This is a genomic window from Desulfamplus magnetovallimortis (assembly GCF_900170035.1).
Classification (GTDB): Bacteria; Desulfobacterota; Desulfobacteria; order Desulfobacterales; family Desulfobacteraceae; genus Desulfamplus; species Desulfamplus magnetovallimortis.
This window is the reverse complement of the sequence record NZ_LT828553.1, coordinates 8,369-28,776: the sequence shown is the minus strand read 5'-3', so window position 1 is coordinate 28,776 and position 20,408 is coordinate 8,369. Positions and strand designations below refer to the sequence as shown.

Annotated in this window: 10 protein-coding genes; 1 reads left to right on the top strand and 9 read right to left on the bottom strand. The window is 40.5% G+C overall.

What is annotated here, in order from left to right; all coding sequences use genetic code 11:
- Positions 1 to 171 precede the first annotated feature (171 nt).
- The 7 genes from MTBBW1_RS19605 to MTBBW1_RS19575 all read right to left on the bottom strand — a co-directional run bounded on the left by MTBBW1_RS19605 (position 172) and on the right by MTBBW1_RS19575 (position 16,254).
- Positions 172 to 609: a type II toxin-antitoxin system VapC family toxin gene (locus MTBBW1_RS19605; protein ID WP_080806278.1), complete on the bottom strand. Its 438-nt coding sequence runs from the start codon at positions 607 to 609 to the stop codon at positions 172 to 174.
- Positions 609 to 860, bottom strand: coding sequence for a DUF6364 family protein (locus MTBBW1_RS19600; RefSeq protein ID WP_080806468.1), 252 nt, complete (start codon positions 858 to 860; stop codon positions 609 to 611). Before MTBBW1_RS19600 ends, MTBBW1_RS19605 begins: the two co-directional genes overlap by 1 nt.
- A gap of 90 nt (positions 861 to 950) precedes the next feature.
- Positions 951 to 5,627, bottom strand: a complete 4,677-nt coding sequence (locus MTBBW1_RS19595) for a carboxypeptidase regulatory-like domain-containing protein (RefSeq protein ID WP_080806275.1) — start codon at positions 5,625 to 5,627, stop codon at positions 951 to 953.
- Positions 5,628 to 5,791: 164 nt separating this feature from the next.
- Positions 5,792 to 9,202: a beta-propeller domain-containing protein gene (locus MTBBW1_RS19590; protein ID WP_080806273.1), complete on the bottom strand. Its 3,411-nt coding sequence runs from the start codon at positions 9,200 to 9,202 to the stop codon at positions 5,792 to 5,794.
- Between the two features lie 136 nt (positions 9,203 to 9,338).
- Entirely contained in the window at positions 9,339 to 11,717 is a 2,379-nt protein-coding gene (locus tag MTBBW1_RS19585) for a CsgG/HfaB family protein (RefSeq protein ID WP_186441521.1), read from the bottom strand.
- A gap of 93 nt (positions 11,718 to 11,810) precedes the next feature.
- The gene (locus MTBBW1_RS19580) at positions 11,811 to 14,330 is read right to left on the bottom strand and encodes an adenylate/guanylate cyclase domain-containing protein (RefSeq protein WP_080806268.1); all 2,520 of its coding nucleotides are present in this window, start codon (positions 14,328 to 14,330) and stop codon (positions 11,811 to 11,813) included.
- A gap of 307 nt (positions 14,331 to 14,637) precedes the next feature.
- Positions 14,638 to 16,254, bottom strand: a complete 1,617-nt coding sequence (locus MTBBW1_RS19575; protein ID WP_080806265.1) for a sigma-54-dependent Fis family transcriptional regulator — start codon at positions 16,252 to 16,254, stop codon at positions 14,638 to 14,640.
- Between the two features lie 1,013 nt (positions 16,255 to 17,267).
- On the opposite strand from MTBBW1_RS19575, the gene MTBBW1_RS19570 reads away from it, so the two are divergent.
- On the top strand, positions 17,268 to 17,879 hold the full coding sequence (locus MTBBW1_RS19570) for a TIGR04211 family SH3 domain-containing protein (RefSeq protein WP_080806263.1): 612 nt from the start codon (positions 17,268 to 17,270) through the stop codon (positions 17,877 to 17,879).
- A gap of 214 nt (positions 17,880 to 18,093) precedes the next feature.
- Here MTBBW1_RS19570 and MTBBW1_RS19565 read toward each other — a convergent pair whose 3' ends face one another.
- Positions 18,094 to 19,368 (bottom strand): uracil-xanthine permease family protein, encoded by a 1,275-nt coding sequence (locus MTBBW1_RS19565; RefSeq protein ID WP_080806261.1) that lies wholly within the window; start codon positions 19,366 to 19,368, stop codon positions 18,094 to 18,096.
- Positions 19,369 to 19,518: 150 nt separating this feature from the next.
- Complete coding sequence (gene upp, locus MTBBW1_RS19560) at positions 19,519 to 20,145, bottom strand: uracil phosphoribosyltransferase (RefSeq protein ID WP_080806259.1); 627 nt, start codon at positions 20,143 to 20,145, stop codon at positions 19,519 to 19,521.
- Positions 20,146 to 20,408: the final 263 nt, after the last annotated feature.

Sequence of the window (20,408 nt, the reverse complement as noted above, 5' to 3'; positions counted from 1 at the left end):
TGGGGATATATTGAATCTGGTCTGAATCTGAGAGCCAGGATTTTTTATCCCGTAAAGCCTGACCCAGACGATTTCCTCTTTTTTTTTGCTATTTTGAAAGAGATTCCATCTCATAAGTATATATTGATTTGGTGGCTTGAGTGACAAATTATTTTCGTCTAATTTCAAAAATCATGTATTTTGTGAAGCATCTCTAATTTTTATATAATCATCTGCTGTACAAATAGTTACAATAGATCTGTCAGCGGCTTTATAATCTTTGATGTTTCGAGTGATTAAATGAGTTACGCCATTTTGTACAGCAGTATGATACTGTATTGCATCTTCAAAGTCGGTAAAATCAGATTGCAACGCAAATTCTATATTCTTTTTTTCAACAGGCAAAATATGAAGCAGACCATATAATTTCTTAAGTGACCTGATAGCTATTGTCTTATCACGTAATCGGCGAAGAACGTAGTAAAGATTTGAAAAGATGAGGGATGATGTACATCCAAAAACTTGCTTATTTTCTATAATAGTCAAGAGTGCAGCAGCAGCGTCATAAAAAGGGTCACGTTCTGCAAATACATCCATGATTATATCAGTATCAAGAAACAATAATGTCATCAGTTGTACTTTTCCAGCAAGTAGTCAGTGTACTCTTCACGAATATCATCTTTGGAGTCAAGGTTAATAATTCCAGATAATTCTTGGACAGTTGCTGAAATTTCAGAGGCTTTTACAGAATCTCTCTTATGGATCAAAAAACGAAAATAATTTTCAACAAGCAGTGATAAACTCTGTTGTTTGGCGTGTGCATACTGCCTTGCTTGCTCTATGACATCTTTGTCTAAGCTTAAGGTTAATTTCGTATTCATTTGTTTATCCTCCCACATAAATTTTCATTACAAATAAACATATCCTTTATGTTCTGGAACGATGTGAAAGATGTCAAATTATCCACCCTTTTAATCTGACGTTAAATCAAGGGTAAAGTAACGCAGGTCAAAGGTTGGCATTCCATCTGGTTCTGCCGTAACAAGAGAATAAAAAACATAATTTCCCTTGGGAAGTAGATCCACAGGAAATGTCAAAATTTGATCATCCTGCTGCCATTTACAGCACCCTGCACCCTCACGCCAGGCAACCGGAGTGCCGGTCATTGGGGCAAGGCCGTTATTGCTGTCAAAAAGAAATATATATGAGTTCAGTCCCGGGAGATCGGTTGTAATTCCAAGATAAATCCATACACTTGATTCATAGGGTGGAAAATTTGCTGAAAGAACAAGATTGGAATCAATAACCCCTGCTGCAAATGGCTGGTAATATGGATCCGGATATGCCAGTGGAGAGGATATTTCCTCCACAGCCGGTGTATCAGGAACACTTTCATTAGATGAGTTTTCAGGAGCAATTGTTATCTGAATTTTTTTTGTCTCCCCTGATGTGAGAACAACCCTACTTTTAAGGTTTGTAAGGTAATCTTCAAGTGAAGTTGTAATAAGTCCTTCTCCTGCAACAACAACAGTAGAAAAATAGCCGTCATCAGATGAGTATGTCTCTCCTCCAAGATTCCATTGTACCCTTGCATCTGCAACGCTTTTACCACTGCTTGAATCCCTTACAATTCCTGTAAGAACTGCTGTATCGGCTCCCCTTGTCTCAATTTCAACATCAAGGGATGATGCGCAGTGGCTTGTGGTTTCGTATGTCCAATCACCTGATTCAGCGTTTTCTATGGTGATATCCTCGGATTCACAGATAATATAGGGTTCTGTATTATAGAGAGTGTCGTCCGGCTTGTAGATCATCACCTCAACATAGCAGTCTCCGCATTTTTCGGCTCCTGGAGTTACAGGTGTATCTGTCCGATAGAGAAAATCTGAAGAGTCAGAAGCAGATTCCGCATTGGATAATCCGTATGCAGACGCAAATGTATTAGACGTAGATGTAGTAGATGCAGATGAACCTGATTTTGTTCCGGCAGACCTTGTTGACGAGGTAATGCCAAAAAGATTCTGAGCAACATTAACAGATATCACAAGTGTCTGATTTTCAAATGTATTATTAACATTTTCTAAAAATGACTCAAGATAGGCAATGGTTTCCCTTTTATTCTGTATCACGCTGAAATCGACAGTTTTAACTCCATGAAAACCTGATTTGTCCTGGGCAACAACATTGAGAGGATAATCCCGTGGAGGCAGAGAAGATAAAAGGGTTGTTTTGAACTGATAATATGCAATTTTGGTTGTAGCATCACTTCCCAATTGCACACGGGTCATTTCAACTCCGGCTGTTCCAAATATGTTTTTCAGAAGCTCATGGCCAAGGAATACCCTTGTAATGTCATTTGCACCGTCAGGGTCGTAAACTGTCACATTAAAGGTGACTTCCTGATTTGCTCCAGCTTCAATTTTTTCTGGTGTCACTTTAATGGGATCTATTATTTTAGGAGCACTTGATTCAAGCTCGACTCTGTGAGTCTCCGATTCTCCGGGGACAAGATTTATGCGATCCACCTTTTTTGTTGTATATCCTGTTGCTGAGACCTGTGCGGAGTATGCTCCAGAAGGCAATCCATTCAAAACAAAAATACCGCTGGATGAAGTAGTTGTTTCTGCAATAACCGTACTCTGGGACATAATCTTGATTGCTGCACCGTCAATAGGTTCATAGGTTGCAGCATCTACAACTTTTCCCTGTACAGAAGATGAAAGTGTGGCCTCTTTTTCCATCTGAAAATTAAGTGTGAGAAGTTGATCTGAAGTTATAGAGATATATTTTGTTTGTAAGGAGTATCCTGTTAGAGATGCCTTTACAGAATAATCTCCAAGGGGAATTCCCTGAATCAGATATCTTCCCTGGGCAGACGTTTTTGCAGAAAGTGTTGTTCCATCAACAGCAACCTCTGCTCCTGTCAGTGGCTGACCCGTTGTATCATCTGTTATGGTTCCGCTTATACTGCCTGTAACAGGGTCGGTTGATTCTTCTGGTTCCAGCCTGAAATCAATGGCGACAAGCTCTTCTGTAATAGTCACCTGTTGAGTTCCTTTTTTATAACCATCAACAAAAACCTCAACAAGGTATGTTCCTGGCGGAAGTTCCTCAATAATAAAATATCCTGTATCAGAAATCATTGGATAATCATTTCTATTGAGGGTTACTTCTATCCCTGAAAGAAGCTCTTCTGTTTCATCATCAACAACAGCTCCCACAATTATTCCGGTGTTTATATCAACTACCGGTTCAAGAGTCACATTAAGTGTTCGCTCCTCTCCGGCTTCAAGGGTAAACTGCCTTGTAGCCTTATTGTAATCCTCAAGGTCAAACTCAAGAGATATCTGTCCTGGCTGGACATCTTCAATCTGGTAATAACCCTGGGAAGATGTAAAAGACGAAAGTTGAACTCCGTTCATTGTTATCAAAACACCTGCAAGGGGCTGACCTGTTACTGAATCAGTTACATTACCTCTGATACTGCCTGTGTCAGGTTCGGTTATTCCTTCTGCTTCAAGCCTGAAATTTATTGTAACAACCTCGTCTGATATTAGTGAGCGTTGTATAGAGCCTTTTGCATAACCATCAACATAAACCTCAACAAGGTATGTTCCTGGCGGCAGCTCCTCAAACATGAAATAGCCTGTATCAGAAATCATGGGATAGTTGTTGCCATTTAGGGTTACCTCCATTATTTCAAGAGGCTCTTCTGTTGCAGCATCCATAACATTTCCCACAATTATTCCGGTATTTATATCAACTACCGGTTCAAGAGTCACATTAAGTGTTCGCTCCTCTCCGGCTTCAAGGGTAAACTGCCTTGTAGCCTTATTGTAATCCTCAAGGTCAAACTCAAGAGAGATCTGTCCTGGCTGGACATCTTCAATCTGGTAATAACCTTGGGAAGATGTAAGAGGGGAAAGTGCAACTCCGTTCATGGTTATCTCAACCCCTGCAAGGGGCTGACCTGTTACTGAATCGGTTACAGTGCCGCTTATTTTAGCAGTTTGTGGCTGGGGATTATCAGGCTCAAGGATAAAGTCAACAACAGGATCTCTGTCTGTTGCTTTTAACTCAACTTCCATGTAGCCATCTGAGTACCCATCCTTGAAAACCTCAACAGTATGAAGGCCAAGTGGAATATCCTCAATAAGATAATAGCCCTTTGATGTGATAATTGTAACCCCAGGCAACTCATCATCAACTAAGTAGTGTACATATGTTGTGGTTGAATATTCATAGTTATCCACAGATATTTCGGCACCTTCAAGCGGCTCACCTGTATCTGAATCTGTAACAGTACCACGGATACTTCCTGTTATGACAGGCTCAATTTCGCGGTCAAGTTCAAAGTCAAAGGTTGATGTTGCTCCTTCTGTCAGAGTCACCTGTCTTGTTCGCTCGGTATATCCATCAAGAAAAACTTTTATAAGCACAATCCTTGAGGTTATGCCTTCAATTACGTAATAACCCTGGTCTGATGTAAGTGTTGAAAGAGTGCCTCCATTGATACTCACATCAACACCTTCAAGGGGTAAACCTGTACTTTTGTCTGTAACAATGCCATTAATGGTGCTTGTTTGTGGCTCTATAGGTTCAGGAGTAAGGGCAAAATCAATTATAAGTGGTTCGCCATTATCCTGTACGGGTTCTTCCTTTGTTTGGGTTATGTAGCCATCAGCAATTACCTCAACAGATACAACAGTTGATGAAAAGCCTTCAATCCAATACTCTCCATCTTCTGATGTAATGCCCGATAAGATCCCACCATTAACAAGTACATCTGCCCCTGCAATGGGCAGGCCTGTTTCGGCATCAGTCACATAACCTTTGACAATATCTGACGGGGATACAGATTCCGGCTCCAGAATGAAGTTTACCTCTGTTGAGCCTGGAGCAAACGGCAACGTTATCTCTGTGCTTTTGTAACCATCCTTGGAGGTTTCAATGGTAAGTGTTCCCGATGGAACATTTTCTATAAAATAATCTCCCTGTGACGATGTGATTGCAACAATAGCGCTTCCAGCAGGAATAGAGCCGCCAGTCACAGATACGGTTGCTCCTTCAATGGGCAATTCAGTTGTTGAATCGCTGACAATACCATATATCGTTACGAATTCTTCTGTCTGGGTCTGGGGCGCAGGCCCCACAGAGTTGCCGGCAATTTCAATGTACTGAAGATCATAACCTGGAGAATCCATCTGACTGTTATTAAAGCCTTCAATTTTTACAGCAACCACTGACTGAATGCCAAGCCTTCCGATATCAAACGAAGTTGTCCCCCTTGCAGAGCCAAAAGAGATGGCCTGTGAAAAGTCAACCCATGTCATGCTCTCATCCGCATATTCGGAAAACACAAATACTTCGGCAAAGCCATAATCTGCTGATGAATGCACAATCAGATCATCACCTGTAGAGTCAACAATGGTTTTATCTGTAAAACCCAAAACAACATAGGTATAATCAGATAATCTTACAGATTCCAGGTTGGGAGGTGAGCCTGTAAGTGATTCCTCCACTGATGACTTACCTAAGCTCTCTGCGCCATCACTACCAATAAGCGTGTCTGCGTAGTTATGTGCAGCAACGACTGTGGAATATAGTAATATGGAAAGAATAGTTGCCAATTTAATAATGATTTTCATTATACAATCTCCCGAAAACAATGTAAAAAATGCAATCCAAATCAGGATAAGGCAGGATTATCTAATCCTGAACATCCTTTTTATCCTGGTTATCCTGATTCAGACAAATGCAATTCAGGCAAGTTCAGCAAGCGGAAAGCAACAAAATATCAATTTTGCGTCTTTTATTCAAAAGGAATCATGGAAATCCCCTTATATCCATTTGCCATATAAATCTCGGTATCAGTTATACCAACATTTTCCTTTGAAATATAGTAATCTGTTGAAACATTCAAAAGCTCTTCTGCACTGCTTTCAGAAAGGTCAAACACCCTGATCTCCTGGTTGTTCCAGTAAGGGACACATAAATCATATGCAACTTCCCAATAGGGATAAGAGACGCTTTCTGTAAAAACCACAATACCGTTTGATGCCTTGACCGGTGATAGGTTACCGCTTATGGAGTATTCACTTACAATTTCAAGGGTATCAGGATCAAGTTTTCTTACAGTTGTATTTTCATTCTGTTGCGATACAATATAAACATTTTCTTCATCACATATAACCTGTGAATAGCCGTAGGTTTCCTGATCAAAGAATAGTGTTACATCAAGCACGGCAGCATCCCTTGAAAGATCAAGTGCATTGATTCTGATACCAGGAATATACTCATCCATGCCATCTGTATCATTAGATATAGTTGAATCGGAACTATAATCGTAAAGAGGGTAAGGGTAGTAGTAATAACTGTTTTCCACAGTAATAAGTCTGTCATCGTCAAAAATTGCCACTGGTTCACCAGGAATAGAGAGTTCAGGCAGTTTCTCAGGGGTACTGCTTCCATTACAGTCATACACCCTCAATGTTGTAGCCATGCTGTAGATTTCTCTGTACAAAGATGGCTCAGGCTCTTCATAAACGTCAGTGGAAGTGTAATTTTCTGAATCATAAATAACTATTGAGTCATAATCCCTAACTGCAAAGTAGAGCATCTCATTTTGATAAATGATATCTGAAACCATCCAGCTATATTCATTGTCAAATTTTATAATTTTTTCTGTTGTCATTGTTCCGGGATTGAAGCACCTGAAAGCAGAAGAACTCCAGGAAAAGAGCAGTCCCTTATCTTCCTTACTCTCTGGCATTACAATGTTGGGATACAAGAGTTCAGAATCAACAACCTCCACCGGAGTTATAACACCTGACTCCTGACCTGAAACAGTTGTCCCTTGATCCTGGTTCTTTATCGCTGTCATGTCAAAACGCATCAGATCAGATGTGTTGTTGTAGTAGTAATCTCCTCCAACAGCAAAAATGGAAGTGTCATTTTCTGACAATGCTATTTTTTCAACATTATAGGCAAGCCTTAACTCTCCAAGCACCACCGGTCTTGAGGACGAGATATCAATGGTGTTAAGTGCCGCATCTCCCATACCCACCAGAAGATCACCACTTGAGTCTGCCTCAGCTCCTCTCTGCATATAAAACCTTGACTGCACAAAATCGTTCCATTGAAAAGAGTTGTAATCAGAGTCTATCCTTACAATCCCAAGGCCGGAATAGCTTTCTGAGGAATAGTATTGTATTGGCACGACCACAAGAGCTGATTCACTGTTAAAGTAAAAAGCTCTGTCATCGCTTATGGCAACTGAACTTGTGTAATCTGCAATTCCCTGCAAAGGAGTCACCCTGTCAAGAAGTCGCGGCTCAGACGGATCTTCAACTGAAAAAAGAGCTATTGAAACAAGTCTTTTGCCATTACTGTCATCATATCCAAGGGCAATGAGGCGATTATTATAAAATCTTATATATTCAGACCATCCTGGAACTTCAAGCTCACCTGTAATCATGGGAGAGTCATGATCGGAAATATCAACCACCCACAGAGGATCCTGTCTCTCATAGGTTACTATATATGCTCTGTCTCCTGTAAATGTTGCTGCATATAGCTCTTCGCCCTGGGCAATCCCCTCAACAGACCCTTTTTCAACAGGCTGAAGTGAAGCCTTTTTCACAGAGTGTTCTGTCTCTTTATCATTATCATCACCGGAAGCTGCAAGATCAAATATTTTCAGTGTACTTCCTTTATTTATATCTTCATTACGATAAATAACAAACAGAGTATCATCGGAAACATTTACATGATATTCCGATGGTACCTGCCCGGGAATTTTTATCTCTGTGCTACTGCTAAAAAGATTGGTTTTATCATTTAAGTCAAACAGATAAAGTATGGTTGTCTGCCAGCTCTCCCTTGCTATCTGAACCATATAGTTCTGATCAAGATATATATCGGAATCATATCCGGAAAAGCTTTTTCTTGCCAGAATCTGTGGTTCTTCATGATTCTCAACATCCACTGCAACAACAACAATACCTGACTCATCAGCATAATCTGTTGTCTCTTTTTCTGTAGCATCAGCAGTCTCTTTTTCTGTACCATCAGCAATCTCTTTTTCTGTACCATCAACAGTCTCTTTTTCTGTACCATCAACAGTCTCTTGTTCTGGACCATCAGCAGCATCTTGTTCTGTATCATCAGCAAAAGCAGGCTCATCTGCCATGGCATAATGGTACACCTGTGTGGCTGAACTTGCTGTGATAAATATATGATCTCCTGATTTCCTCGAATTGATATAATAGAGATTGTCATATTTTTGTTGGGCCACCTTTACTATATTTGAGCCACTGTCATGGAAAACCTTTAGGAGAACATAGCTTTCATTTTTATCACTTGCCTGTTCCAGAAGCATGATATAACCGCCATCAACATAGAGATCCAGTGGCATGTTTTCCAGGGCTTCAGAGTGAATTATAACCGGATTTTCAGGTATGGATATGTCCACCACCTGAAACCTGTCAGCACTGCCATTGGCATAATAGATGCGCTTTCCGGATATTTTGTAAATGTCAGGCTTCTCAACATCACCATCGTTTTTTTCATCATTGTTCTGGTCAGCATCTTCTGAAGCGTCAGGAGCCACAACAGGAGCATCAACATACACCTCTGAATCATCCCTTCCCTGCCATTGATCTGATGCAAACTGGGTTTGTCCGGGGACCCGAACCTGGGGATCTGTTACAATGTAAGTAAAGCCCGCATCAATCCAGAGAGAAGGATCATAGGGGTTACCTCCGTTTTTAACAAGCAACGCAATTAAAAATGTATCTTGGATACGGGAACTAAAAACAGAGTAGTCAACATTGGAGAAGGTTACCCAATCGCAGCTTCCAAGCGATTCATTATTTCCGGATGTGTCAAACATGGAGACACCCTGAACCCATTGAAAATCTGTGGATTCCGAACTGACTGCCTGCAACGAGAAAAGATCCCTTTCAACCATAAGGGTTTGAGACGGTAAATAGGCCAGCAAATAGATGTCTGCATCCAAAGAGTCGCTGCAATCAGTGTTGATTTTTATAGAAAAGGTTCCTGTAAATCTCTTTACATCTGTAAGCTGAGCACCAATCATGACTCCACTGGCTGAAGCCCTCTCTGTTATGGTGATGCCCATAACAAAAACAAAAATGATACAATGGAAGATCAAAATGCCCTTTTTCTGGGGCAAAAAATAGTTTAACAGACCCTTTTTCATTGTCGTTCTCCCCGTTTTTTTTAGATAAGTATCTACGCTTTTTCCAGGAGTATGCCTGGAAAAAGTGGCCCATTAGGGGGCAGATATAAACCACCAGATATCGACAAAACTTTGTCAATATTGCGGTGATAAGCACTTATTTTGTAATTACAAGATCTTTGTCAACAATTGATAAGTTTTCATCACCCATGCCGACTTCGCCTTCAACCAGAGAAGCAATGGATATCTTTTCCTGTACGTTTTTCAGAACAAGGGTACCAAGCACAGTTATATCCTCCCCAAGAACCATACCATCCACAACAAAAGGTTCACTTCTGTATGCAATGCATTTAAGACCCTCCTGAAGGTTAACATGTTTTGTTTTTCCAAGGTCAAGGAAAAATTTATCTCCTTTTGCCTTTAGCACCTTTCCCTCAATAAGGGGGACAGAGTAGATAAACTTGGATGAAAGTCCCTGCATGAGGAATTCAAGCTCGTTCCTTCCTTTTCTCTGATCATAAACATCGTGGGATGCCATTATCCTTGAGGTTTCAGTATCAGTTAAATAGACAAAAAGTTCAACAGAGTCCGGAGTTTCAATGATCTTGCCAAACATTATGGTTTCACTTCCCACAAGGCGACCTGCCCTGACAGCTTTTTCCTTGTCAACAAGATCTGTCTGGCTTAACTGCAATTCCCTCATTATAGCTTCAAGCCCTTCACCACGTCCCACAACATTGAATCTGCCGTCATTTATAACCCTGTCAACAAAAAGGTTATATACAGATTCGGCCAGAGCTGGTGAAATACACTCATTCTTAAATGGCATGATAGAAAGTGAAATTCTGGATTCGTTCATGTCAATTTTCTGTATTTTTCTGTTAACACGAACTTTTTTTGTAACACTATTTCCAACACTATCAGTTGCTTCAATGGAGAAAACATTCTCGCCCTCCACAAGTTCAACAAGACGGTTAAAAAAGATCTCTTTTCCTGCAAGGGATTCCACAACAGGTCGTCCATTTATTAAGATGCCCTCAATACCTCCTGAATCAGAGGCCTGCCCCTCAATAAGAAACCTGTTGTCCTTCTGACGGCCTGTCATGACAATTCCGGAATCTGTGCCCATATCACGAAGAAGACCCCGAAATACTATTTCCGGCGGATACGAATCTTTTGTTTCTGCATCTGAAGCAACAGATGTGTTGCTTGCAATGTAACCTGTCGGATCAGCATCAGAAACAACAACACTCTTCATCTCACCTACAGCATAAGCACCATTTAAGTCAGAATATTCATCATTGAGAGAAGCATAACCATTAAAGAGCAAATAATCATCATTGAGAGAAGTATAGCCATTAAAGAGCAAATAGTCATCATTGAGTGCCAAATAAACATCCCCAGCAGAATTTAAAGAAGCTGCTTTGCTCTCTGAGCTTCCGTAAAAAAGATCAATCTGGCCACGGGTTCTGTTGCCTGCCCTGTCCAGAGCTTCCATACTTATTGTGTTTTTTCCTGGCTGAAGAGAAACCACCTTTGACAATATTCCATTTTTTCTGTTCTCTGAAGTCAACCTGTCATCATTGATAACAAGATAATCAACACCTGAATCATCATAATAAGAGATGGTGAGTTCCACAGAGGATTGATCAACTTTCTGCCCGTTCATATAATTGAGAACTGAAATCTGGGGGCCTACGTCATCTGCAATAACATCAATGGTTTTTCGGGTTTTGTTTCCCATGAGATCTTCAGCCTCAATAATAATGGAGTTTTTACCTGGCACAAGGTTAACACGCTGTTCAAAGCGGATCTTTTTTTCCGCAAGCTCCATAAACTGAGGAGTATTATTCACAGTAACACAATAAACATAATTCTGATCTGTAATTGCCCCTGAAATGTCAATAACAAAATTATTGGTCAGAACAGAAGAAGAAGATAAAAGCCGGTCTGAAGCAACCTTGGCAGAAGATGATGACATAGAAGGGGCAGAAGATGGCAAAGTTGGTTCTGAGGAAGAAAGGGATGAAGAGGAAGAGAATAAACTTGTAATATTAATTTCAGGCGGAATGACATCCCCAGGGCCTGACTGAGACATCAGAAGCATTTTACGTGCTCGGTTGAGGTAAAACTTGGCCTTGGCACTATCCTCTGCTGCAAGTGAAGTTTCAAGCTCGTCAATTGCTTCAGAAACCCTTCCCATGGAAAGAAGAACAATACCAAGCTCCCTGTGGGGGAAATAATCAACAAAATGCATGCCATAGGTTCTTGCTCTGCGCTGATCAGGGTCTCTTTGGTTTAAAGCCACCCTTAAATCCCTTTCAGCATCTTCCAGAAAATCCCCTTCTGCAAAGGATAATGCTCTTTCATAATAGTTCCACCATTTTCCACGAAAAAGTCCTTCGGTTACGCCATAGAGCTTTCCATCCTTCAGCTTTCCCTTGTCCTGCACCGGAGCGCAGAACATCAGAAAGGGAAACAGGAAGAAAAGAGTGCAGGCAATAACTGTTTTGATTCTGTTTTGTTTTTTTTTCACAACCATGTCCCCCTATTTTTTCATGATTCAACAATCTTCACGAAATTCAACTTTTTCCATTATTCAACATTCTTTATGAAATTGAACTTTTTTTCATGAAGCCGCAGCCTCAACAATGTGGGTTGAGTCAATAACCTCTGTACCTTTTACAATCTCTCCTGTTGAGCCATCCTGACCCACAGAAATTATTTTAATTGCACCAACAGCTTTGCGTTTAAGTGAGTTTGATGCAGCTTCACCAGGAAAAACCTTCATTATCATCCCTTCTGTTACGCCATGCACTGCTCCAATATTTAACAGAACATCATTGTCACCTGTCTGCATGATTTTTCCCCTTACAGGAAATGAAGAGAGAACCTTTTGTGAAATCTCCTGTGCAAGTTTCTGAGCTGCTGAATCCGGTGTAAAACCGTTCCCGACATTTCCTGAAAGGCTTATTTTTACAGAAGATGTCTCTGTTTCTATAAGTTTGAGGTAAACCTTTGTTTCACCGGCATAACCCAGAAATGTGAGGTTTCCTATTAGCCTTGCAGAGAGAATTTTGCCAAGCCTTAGTGCAGTATCAGGATTTGCAAGGTCAGTGCTGCTAAGCTTCAGCTCTTCAAGAAGCTTGTCCATTAATGCCCGCTCCACAATTTCCACATTTGGTGAGGCCCCAAGGGATTCCATCAGAGCAAGCTCAAAAAAGAGATCCTCCCCCTCCCTTAATGAAATGGAACCTTTTCTCTGGTTTCCTGCAAAAAAGAGCGTAACTGGCCGTGATGTCCATGTGTCAATTTTAGTTGCACCATCTTTTACATCAGCAGTATCTGTGCCATCCCCACCATCTACTCCATCTCCAAACTCTGTTCCATCCTCAGAGCCTGACAGATCTGATGCAATTGCACCTGATGCAACTGCACCTGATGAACGGGACTCCTTTTTATGCATTGCTTCAAGAAGTTCCTGAATCAATTTGTTGACCCTCTCCTGTTTCTCCTTGTTTTGTGCTGTCTCCATATTTTGTTTGATCTGGCGATAAAATGTAGCAGCCATTACATTGTCAGGAGCAATTTTAAGAGCTGCGTCATAGGCATTTAAAGCCTTCTGAAGATCTCCCATCTTTTCAAGGATAACTCCTCTTGCTGTCATTATATCAACATTGCTTCCATCAAGTTCCATTGCCTGATTATAATACTCAAGTGCCTTTTCAGGGTCGCTTTCAAGGGAACTTATCCTTCCCATGCGAAAAAATAATTCTCCCTTCTGCCAGTCAAGGGGTGAAGGATATTTTAAAACCTCATTGTAAGCCTTTTTTGCTTGATCCACTTTACCTGTGTCAAAAAAGATATTCCCTTTTATAACTCTTGGATAAAAAGTTCCAGAATCAGCAGCAATGGAATTATCACAATATTTACGGGCTTCATCATAGGAGTTCTTACGATATGCAATTGCGGCAAGGCCTTCCTGACATTTGCTGTCATTTTCACCAAAATCAAGAAAAAGCTCTTTTGCATCTTCAATATTTCCGGAACGCAGAAGGCTAAATGCCTGTACATACTTATTTAAAAGATTGCCTGAATTGCCAACGGGCATGATCTGGGGATAAAAATAGACAAAAATTCCAAGTATCACCATAATGGGCAACGAGAGTTTCCATATAAGATCAAAACGATGCACAGGCATTGATGAAAAATCAGCATCCCTTTCAGTAACTTCTCTGTTTTTCTCAAAAGGAGATCTATTATTACCGGATAGAGGAGTATCACTTCTTGAAGGCTCTTCATTATTGACGGAGGATTGTTGTACATTTTTTGAAGAATCGGAATAGCTATCTGAATCTGGTCTATTTTTATAACTTCCTGAATCTGGTCTATTTTTTACACTTCCTTGTTGTTTTGAACGGTCTTCCTCTTCAACAGTTTTGACAAGCTCTTCATCTGCCTTTTGTCCACCTACATCCTTATTTTCTACAATATCTTTAATTTTTGAGCCGGAATCCTCTATTATCCTGTCAGGTGGTGGTGTTTCTTCTGCATCAAATTCTTCTTTATCAATAAAAACCCTGTAAAGATCAAGGGGTCTTGATTTTCCCTTGGCCATTTTTCTTCCATGGAAACGGATAAAAATATCAGTACATGATTTTACAGCATCATGGACACTTTGGGAGACCATGATCTGCCCTGCTGAACCGGCAGGTTCTATTCTTGCCGCAACATTGACAGCATCTCCGAAATAGTCACCCTTGTCCTTGAATGCATTGCCGGCATTGAGTCCTATTCTGATGTTGATTTTTTTCTGTTTTGCCACACCAGAGTTATACTCTTTAAGTGCCTTCTGTATTGCAACCGAAGCTTGAACAGCATCAAGGGGCTCTTTAAAGGATGCCATCACAGCATCCCCGATTGTCTTTATTACAGTTCCGTTATTCTCTTTTATTATTTCAAACACAATTTTGTTATGGCAAAAAAGAAGGGATTTTGCAGCAAGGTCCCCGTGTGTTTCAACAAAACTTGTGTATCCGGCAATATCAGTAAACATTATAGTGACATATTCCATAAATTTTTCTGATATGCTTTGCTCAATTTTCTCTTTTTCACGGAGGTAATCCTCCATATCCTTTTCGATATCCATGTTCAGCCCCCCCCTTCTTATTTTTTTACTATGTGCCTCTCTTTAGCTGTTTTAAAAAGAGTTTCAGCTCTTCAATTGTGGCGGTCATCCGCCATACACGTTATGCAGTAAACGGGCATGATTGATTACGTATCAATCAACCCCAAATATAAAAATGATAGTCATTTTCATGGTAAACATTCATGCTTGTGTATCAATCACCCCAAGTATAAACATAATAGTCATTTTCACGGTAAACGGTCATGGCCGGCATTCAGCCACCCCCGATCATGGAAATAATGTATCTATTTCCACGGTAAAAACGGATTTATGCAGCATTTTCCGAAAGCGCAAACTGATTCATCTTTTTGTAGAGTGCCTGCCTTGAGATTCCAAGAGCTTCGGCAGTCTTTGTTTTATTGTTTCCACACTCTTCAAGAATTTTTTCAATGTAAAGTTTTTCTGATTTTTCGACAAAGTCCTTTAAATTCAAAGAGGTATTCACCAAGTTATTATCCTGAGAGGCACAAATGGCAGAATGGCTAATGAGTGAAGAACTGACAGATGAGCAAAAAGTGTCATTATAGTTACCCTCTCTAAATTCCTGTATATGGGATGAACAGTTTTCAATGGAGAGATTTTCACCTTCAGGAGTCAAGGCAATAAGACGTTCAATTTCATGTATAAGCTGCCTCACATTGCCTGGCCAGGGAAAACGCTCAAAGAGTTTTAGTGTCTCCTTGTCAAATCCTGCTGTTTTGCGCTTAAATCTGGTGGATATTCTCGATGAAAACATCAAGGCAAGGGGAATTATGTCATCTGTTCTTTCCCGCAGGGGTGGAATATGAATCTCCACGGAAAAAAGGCGAAAATAGAGATCTTCTCTGAATACCCCTTCATCAACAAGCTGTTTTAAATCACGGCATGTGGCGCTTATAAGGCGAAAATCATACTGTTCAATGGTGTTGCTGCCTATGCGGCTTCCTTCATTCTCCTGAAGAACCCTCAAAAATTTGGGTTGAATCATAAGCGGCATCTCACCAATTTCATCAAGAAAAAGAGAGCCTTTATTTGCCTCTTCAAACCTACCTGCTCGATTTGCAATGGCACCGGTGAAAGCACCTTTTGTATGCCCAAAAAATTCGCTCTCCATGAGGTTCTCCGGAATAGAAGAGCAGTTGACAGGAACAAATCTGCCATTATATCTCTCACTGCTGTTATGAATAAGGCGGGCAATCACCTCTTTTCCGGTACCGCTTTCTCCTGTTATAAGCACATTGACAGGAACACGACTTACACGGGAAACTGTATCAAGAAGTTTTCTCATGGATGCGCTCTTTGCAATAAAAGTTACATTTCCTATGCTCTCCTGATTCAGGTAATCAATATTGTTGGATATCTGGTTTGAGATACTTTTGAGTCGATTGTTGATTACAGAACTTTCCAGTGCAAGTGCAAGATATTTTTCAATGGTGAGAAGTAGCTGAAGATCCTCATTGTCAAAATTTTTTCCATCTTTTTTGTTAAGAACCTCTATTGCTCCGATACGCTCTCCGCCCACAAGGCTGTTTATGGGGATGCAGATAATATTACGGGTAACAAACTGTGTTTTCATGTCTGAAATATTATGAAAGCCATTACGACTGGCAAGGTTATTTTCAATGAGTACAGTACCATTGGATATTGACTCACCGACAATACTTCCTTCACGGGGGGCTTCAATTTTTTGATGTTCAAGGCCGCTTCCATATTTCAGCCAAATTTTTTCCATACCAGGCTCTGCAACAAAAATACTGCACCGTTCCGCCCTGACCAGTTCGGGAATATGTTTTACAAAAAATTCAAGGGTCACTTCATGATCAGTAATTGTCCAGGCTGATTCAATCTGATCAAGACGATTTTTCAGATCTGAAAGCCGTTGATTCAAGGCAATTGTTTTTTCCATTGTTGAACCTGTTCCTTCCTTTGTTTACAGTATTGCAAGATTGAGAATCGATATAATGTTTAGTATAAGTTTTATTCCTGGTTATCCTGATTCAGACAGATTCAATAATTTCTGAAAAAGAAATAAGATGTCGATTTTGAATATATGAAAAAAGATGTTAGTAAACAGGCATGATTGCGTATCAATCACCCCCCAATATAAAAATGATCGTCATTTTCACGATAAATGATAGTCATTTTCACTGTAAACGGACATGGCTGTGACTCAGCCACCCCCGAATATGAAAATATGTATCCATTTTCACGGTAAACAGACATGAATGATTACGTATCAATCACACCCAAATATAAAAATGATAGTTATTTTCACGGTAAACACTCATGGCCAAATGAGATTTCGGCCACCCCCGATCATGAAAACAGAATGTGTTTTCACGGTAAACAGACATGGCTGTGATTCAGCCACCCCCGAACATGGGAATAATGTATCTATTTCCACGGTAAAAATAATATTATAGCATTTATCATACCATAACGATTTTTAAGTGCTTTCAATTGCGATTTTTTAAGTGCTTTATCTGGCTGAAAGTTGTTGTTTTTCAAATCTGGTTACTGTATCAGCACACTTGAATTACTGCGGCACCTTCATCAAAAACGCTATTGTAAAGTCATTTTGGTGAAGCAAATGGGCAAATTAATTCTAAACGTACATGACTGTAATACAGCCACCACCAAAGATGGAAATTTTATCCACTGCCACGGTAAAGTTGTTCCTTAATATAAAAAAAACAGTGGCAATCGTCAACCAAATTCAACACTGGTGTAAATCAAAAACAACAACAACCGAAATGATCAATCTAACACTGTTATCATGCCTTGCAGATAATTTTTTAATATTGCCAGACAGTATATTAGCAGGTTTAAAAGAAAGGCAATTTTGTATTGATCAATTTTCTCTGCAATGTTAGTAATGGGCACATTTACTTGGAATTTGTCATTGAAAAGGTGAGCTAAGTGAAAGCCATAATAAAAATTATAATAACGGTTATCATAATTTTATCAATCAACAACAATGCCAGTGCAGAGCAGTACTATGTAAGTGAACTGATGAAAATTACCATGAGGACAGGCCCGGGAGTCAGTCACAAAGTCATCTCAATGGTATCATCCGGTGATATTCTGACAATGCTGGAATACTCAAAAGAGTGGTCAAGGGTAAGGGCTGCCAACGGTAAAGAGGGATGGGTGCTTACCCGTTTTATAACAAAAAACAGACCTCTTGCACTCATTGTTGATGAACTCAGAGAGAAGAACCAGGAGCTCTCTGTAATGCTGGATAAAATGAAAACAGACAATCTTGAACTCTCGGAAACGCGGGAAAAACTTATCAACCTTGAAAAATCATACAACATTCTCAAGGAAAAATCTTCTACATTTCTGGTCATGGAACAAAAATACAATGAAGCTGCACGTCAGCTTGAAGAGCAGAAAGAACGTGTGTCAACCCTTGAAAGTCAGTTGAAAAATGAGGATATGATATGGTTTATAAGTGGCGCAGGTGTCCTTCTTGTTGGGATAATTCTCGGGGTCAGTGCAAAAAAGGAGAAGAGAAATTCTCTGCTTTGACAAAAATATGAAAGCCGGATAAAGAACAGCAGATCTTTTTCATATGCCGCCCATGGCAGTCTGATCTGCCACAATGAAAGATGAAAGTCATTTAAAAAACAGGATGTTATAGAGACTTTCATATAAAAAAAATTTTCTCGGTGGCCACCATATATTGCAATTTACATAAAACCCAAAATACAATAGTATGGTGGCAGATTTTTGAAGAATTCCGCTATCTCTTATCAGAGGGAAGCAAAAGATTCATAGCAACTCCAAGAATTCCCGCAAGTCCTATTCCCTGAAGCGTAAAATCCCCTGCTGAAAAACTCATCCCTCCGATTCCGAACACCAGAATTAATGCAACAATGCTTAAATTTCTGGGGCTTGTAAGATCCTCGCCTGACTGAACAAGGGTATTCATACCTATAACCATTATTGCACCAAAAAGAAGCAGCATGATGCCACCCATGACAGGTGCTGGGATGGTTTGGAGAATGGCACCAACTTTTCCCACAAAAGCAAGAAGGATGGCAGTAATGGCAGCCCAGGTCATGATCGCTGGATTAAAAACCCTTGTCAGGGCAACAGCACCTGTAACCTCGGAGTAGGTGGTGTTGGGAGGGCCACCTAAAAATGATGCAAATGATGTTGCAAGGCCATCTCCAAGCATGGTGTTCTCAACACCGGGGTCCTTTAGATAGTCCTTGCCTGTTACACCGCCTATGGCAAGCACATCTCCAAAATGCTCAATGGCCGGTGCAATGGCGATGGGAACTATGTAAAAAATTGCCTGAAAGTTCCACTCCGGCAATACAAAAGACGGAACAGCAAACCATGCGGCATTAGTTACTGGTGAAAAATCCACAATTCCAAAGACAAGTGACAGTATATAGCCCACAATTATACCGCATAGTATGGGAATAAGTCTCAGGATGCCTTTTCCCATAATTGAAACAAGTATTGTTGTTGCAAGGGAGATAAGGGAGATTACCATGGCTGTGTTGCGTGGAAAAAGTTCAAATGAGCCGTCTCCGGTTTTCCCCATTGCCATGTTAACAGCCACAGGAGCAAGTATGAGTCCGATAACCATTATGACAGGACCTGTTACAACAGGAGGCAATATCTTTTTTATTATCTCACTGCCCTGCCATCTTATGAGAAAGCTTAATACAACATATACAAAACCGGCAGCGCACAGGCCACACATGGTTCCCGGGATTCCCCATGTTTTAACGCCGTACATGATGGGTGGAAGAAACGCAAATGACGAAGCCAGAAAAATAGGGATTCTGCCGCGGGTCACCACCTGAAAAATAAGTGTTCCTGCTCCTGCCGTAAAAAGAGCAACATTTGGGTCAAGTCCCGTGAGCAGCGGAACGAGTACCAGAGCGCCAAAAGCCACAAAGAGCATCTGGGCACCAAGAAGAGCATCCTTGGGCCTTAAATGATATTCAGTCAAGCCAGCATTATCTTTTGTTGACAGGGATGTTGATGAAAAATCCGACATGTTTTATCTCTTCTCCTTTTTACAGGGTTATCCTTTTCTTTTGTCAGTGCAAGGTAATTTGAATGAACGGCAAATGACGAGGCCAGAAAAATGAGAATTCTGCCGCGGGTCACCACCTGAAAAAGCACATCACACAATACTTACAAATATTTATTTTGTTCCAAAAATTTTATCTCCGGCATCCCCAAGTCCTGGAAGTATATAACCAACCTCGTTGAGACGATCATCAATTGCAGCCACATGTATATCTACATCAGGATGCTTTGCCTCTACTTTTGCTATTCCCTCGGGAGCAGCAACAAGGAAAAGCCCTTTGATATTTTTGCAACCTGCTTCTTTTAACAGGTCAATTGTGGCAATCAGGGTGCCGCCTGTTGCCAGCATGGGATCCAGAATCAGGGCTGTTCTTTCGGACATGGCGCTTGCAGTCTTGACATAATATTGCACAGGCTGCAGGGTCTCTTCATTTCTGTAAAAACCCACAACACTTACTTTGGCTGAGGGGATAAGGTCAATGACCCCATCCATCATTCCAAGTCCTGCCCTTAGTATCGGAACAATGGTAATCTTTTTTCCCTTGATTCTTTCAACCTCAACATCCCCTGCCCAACCCTGAATAACCTGGGTTTCGGTTTCAAGATCCTGCGTTGCTTCATAGGTCAGAAGCCTTGCGACTTCAGATGCAAGATCCCTGAAATCTTTTGTTGATATATCCTTTTCTCTCATCAAACCAAGTTTGTGACGTATAAGCGGGTGATCCTCTACATAGACGGGCATGTTTTTCTCCTTTTTGAATTTGAAGCACATTTTGTTCAATCTCACTGAACATCTTCTCAGTCTAACCTTAAGACTATTTTACGATTCCGCGTTAAGATAGCCTTGTTTGAGAGCAAGGTCAATATTTCTCTCAAGAGTCGTAAATTCTGAACTATTACACCATATATTGTGTTTTCAATTTCTTTGGAAATACTATTTTTGGGTGGTAGATTAGAGAAGTTGTGGATGATAAGATTTTTATCTATATACTCAAAGTTGACTCA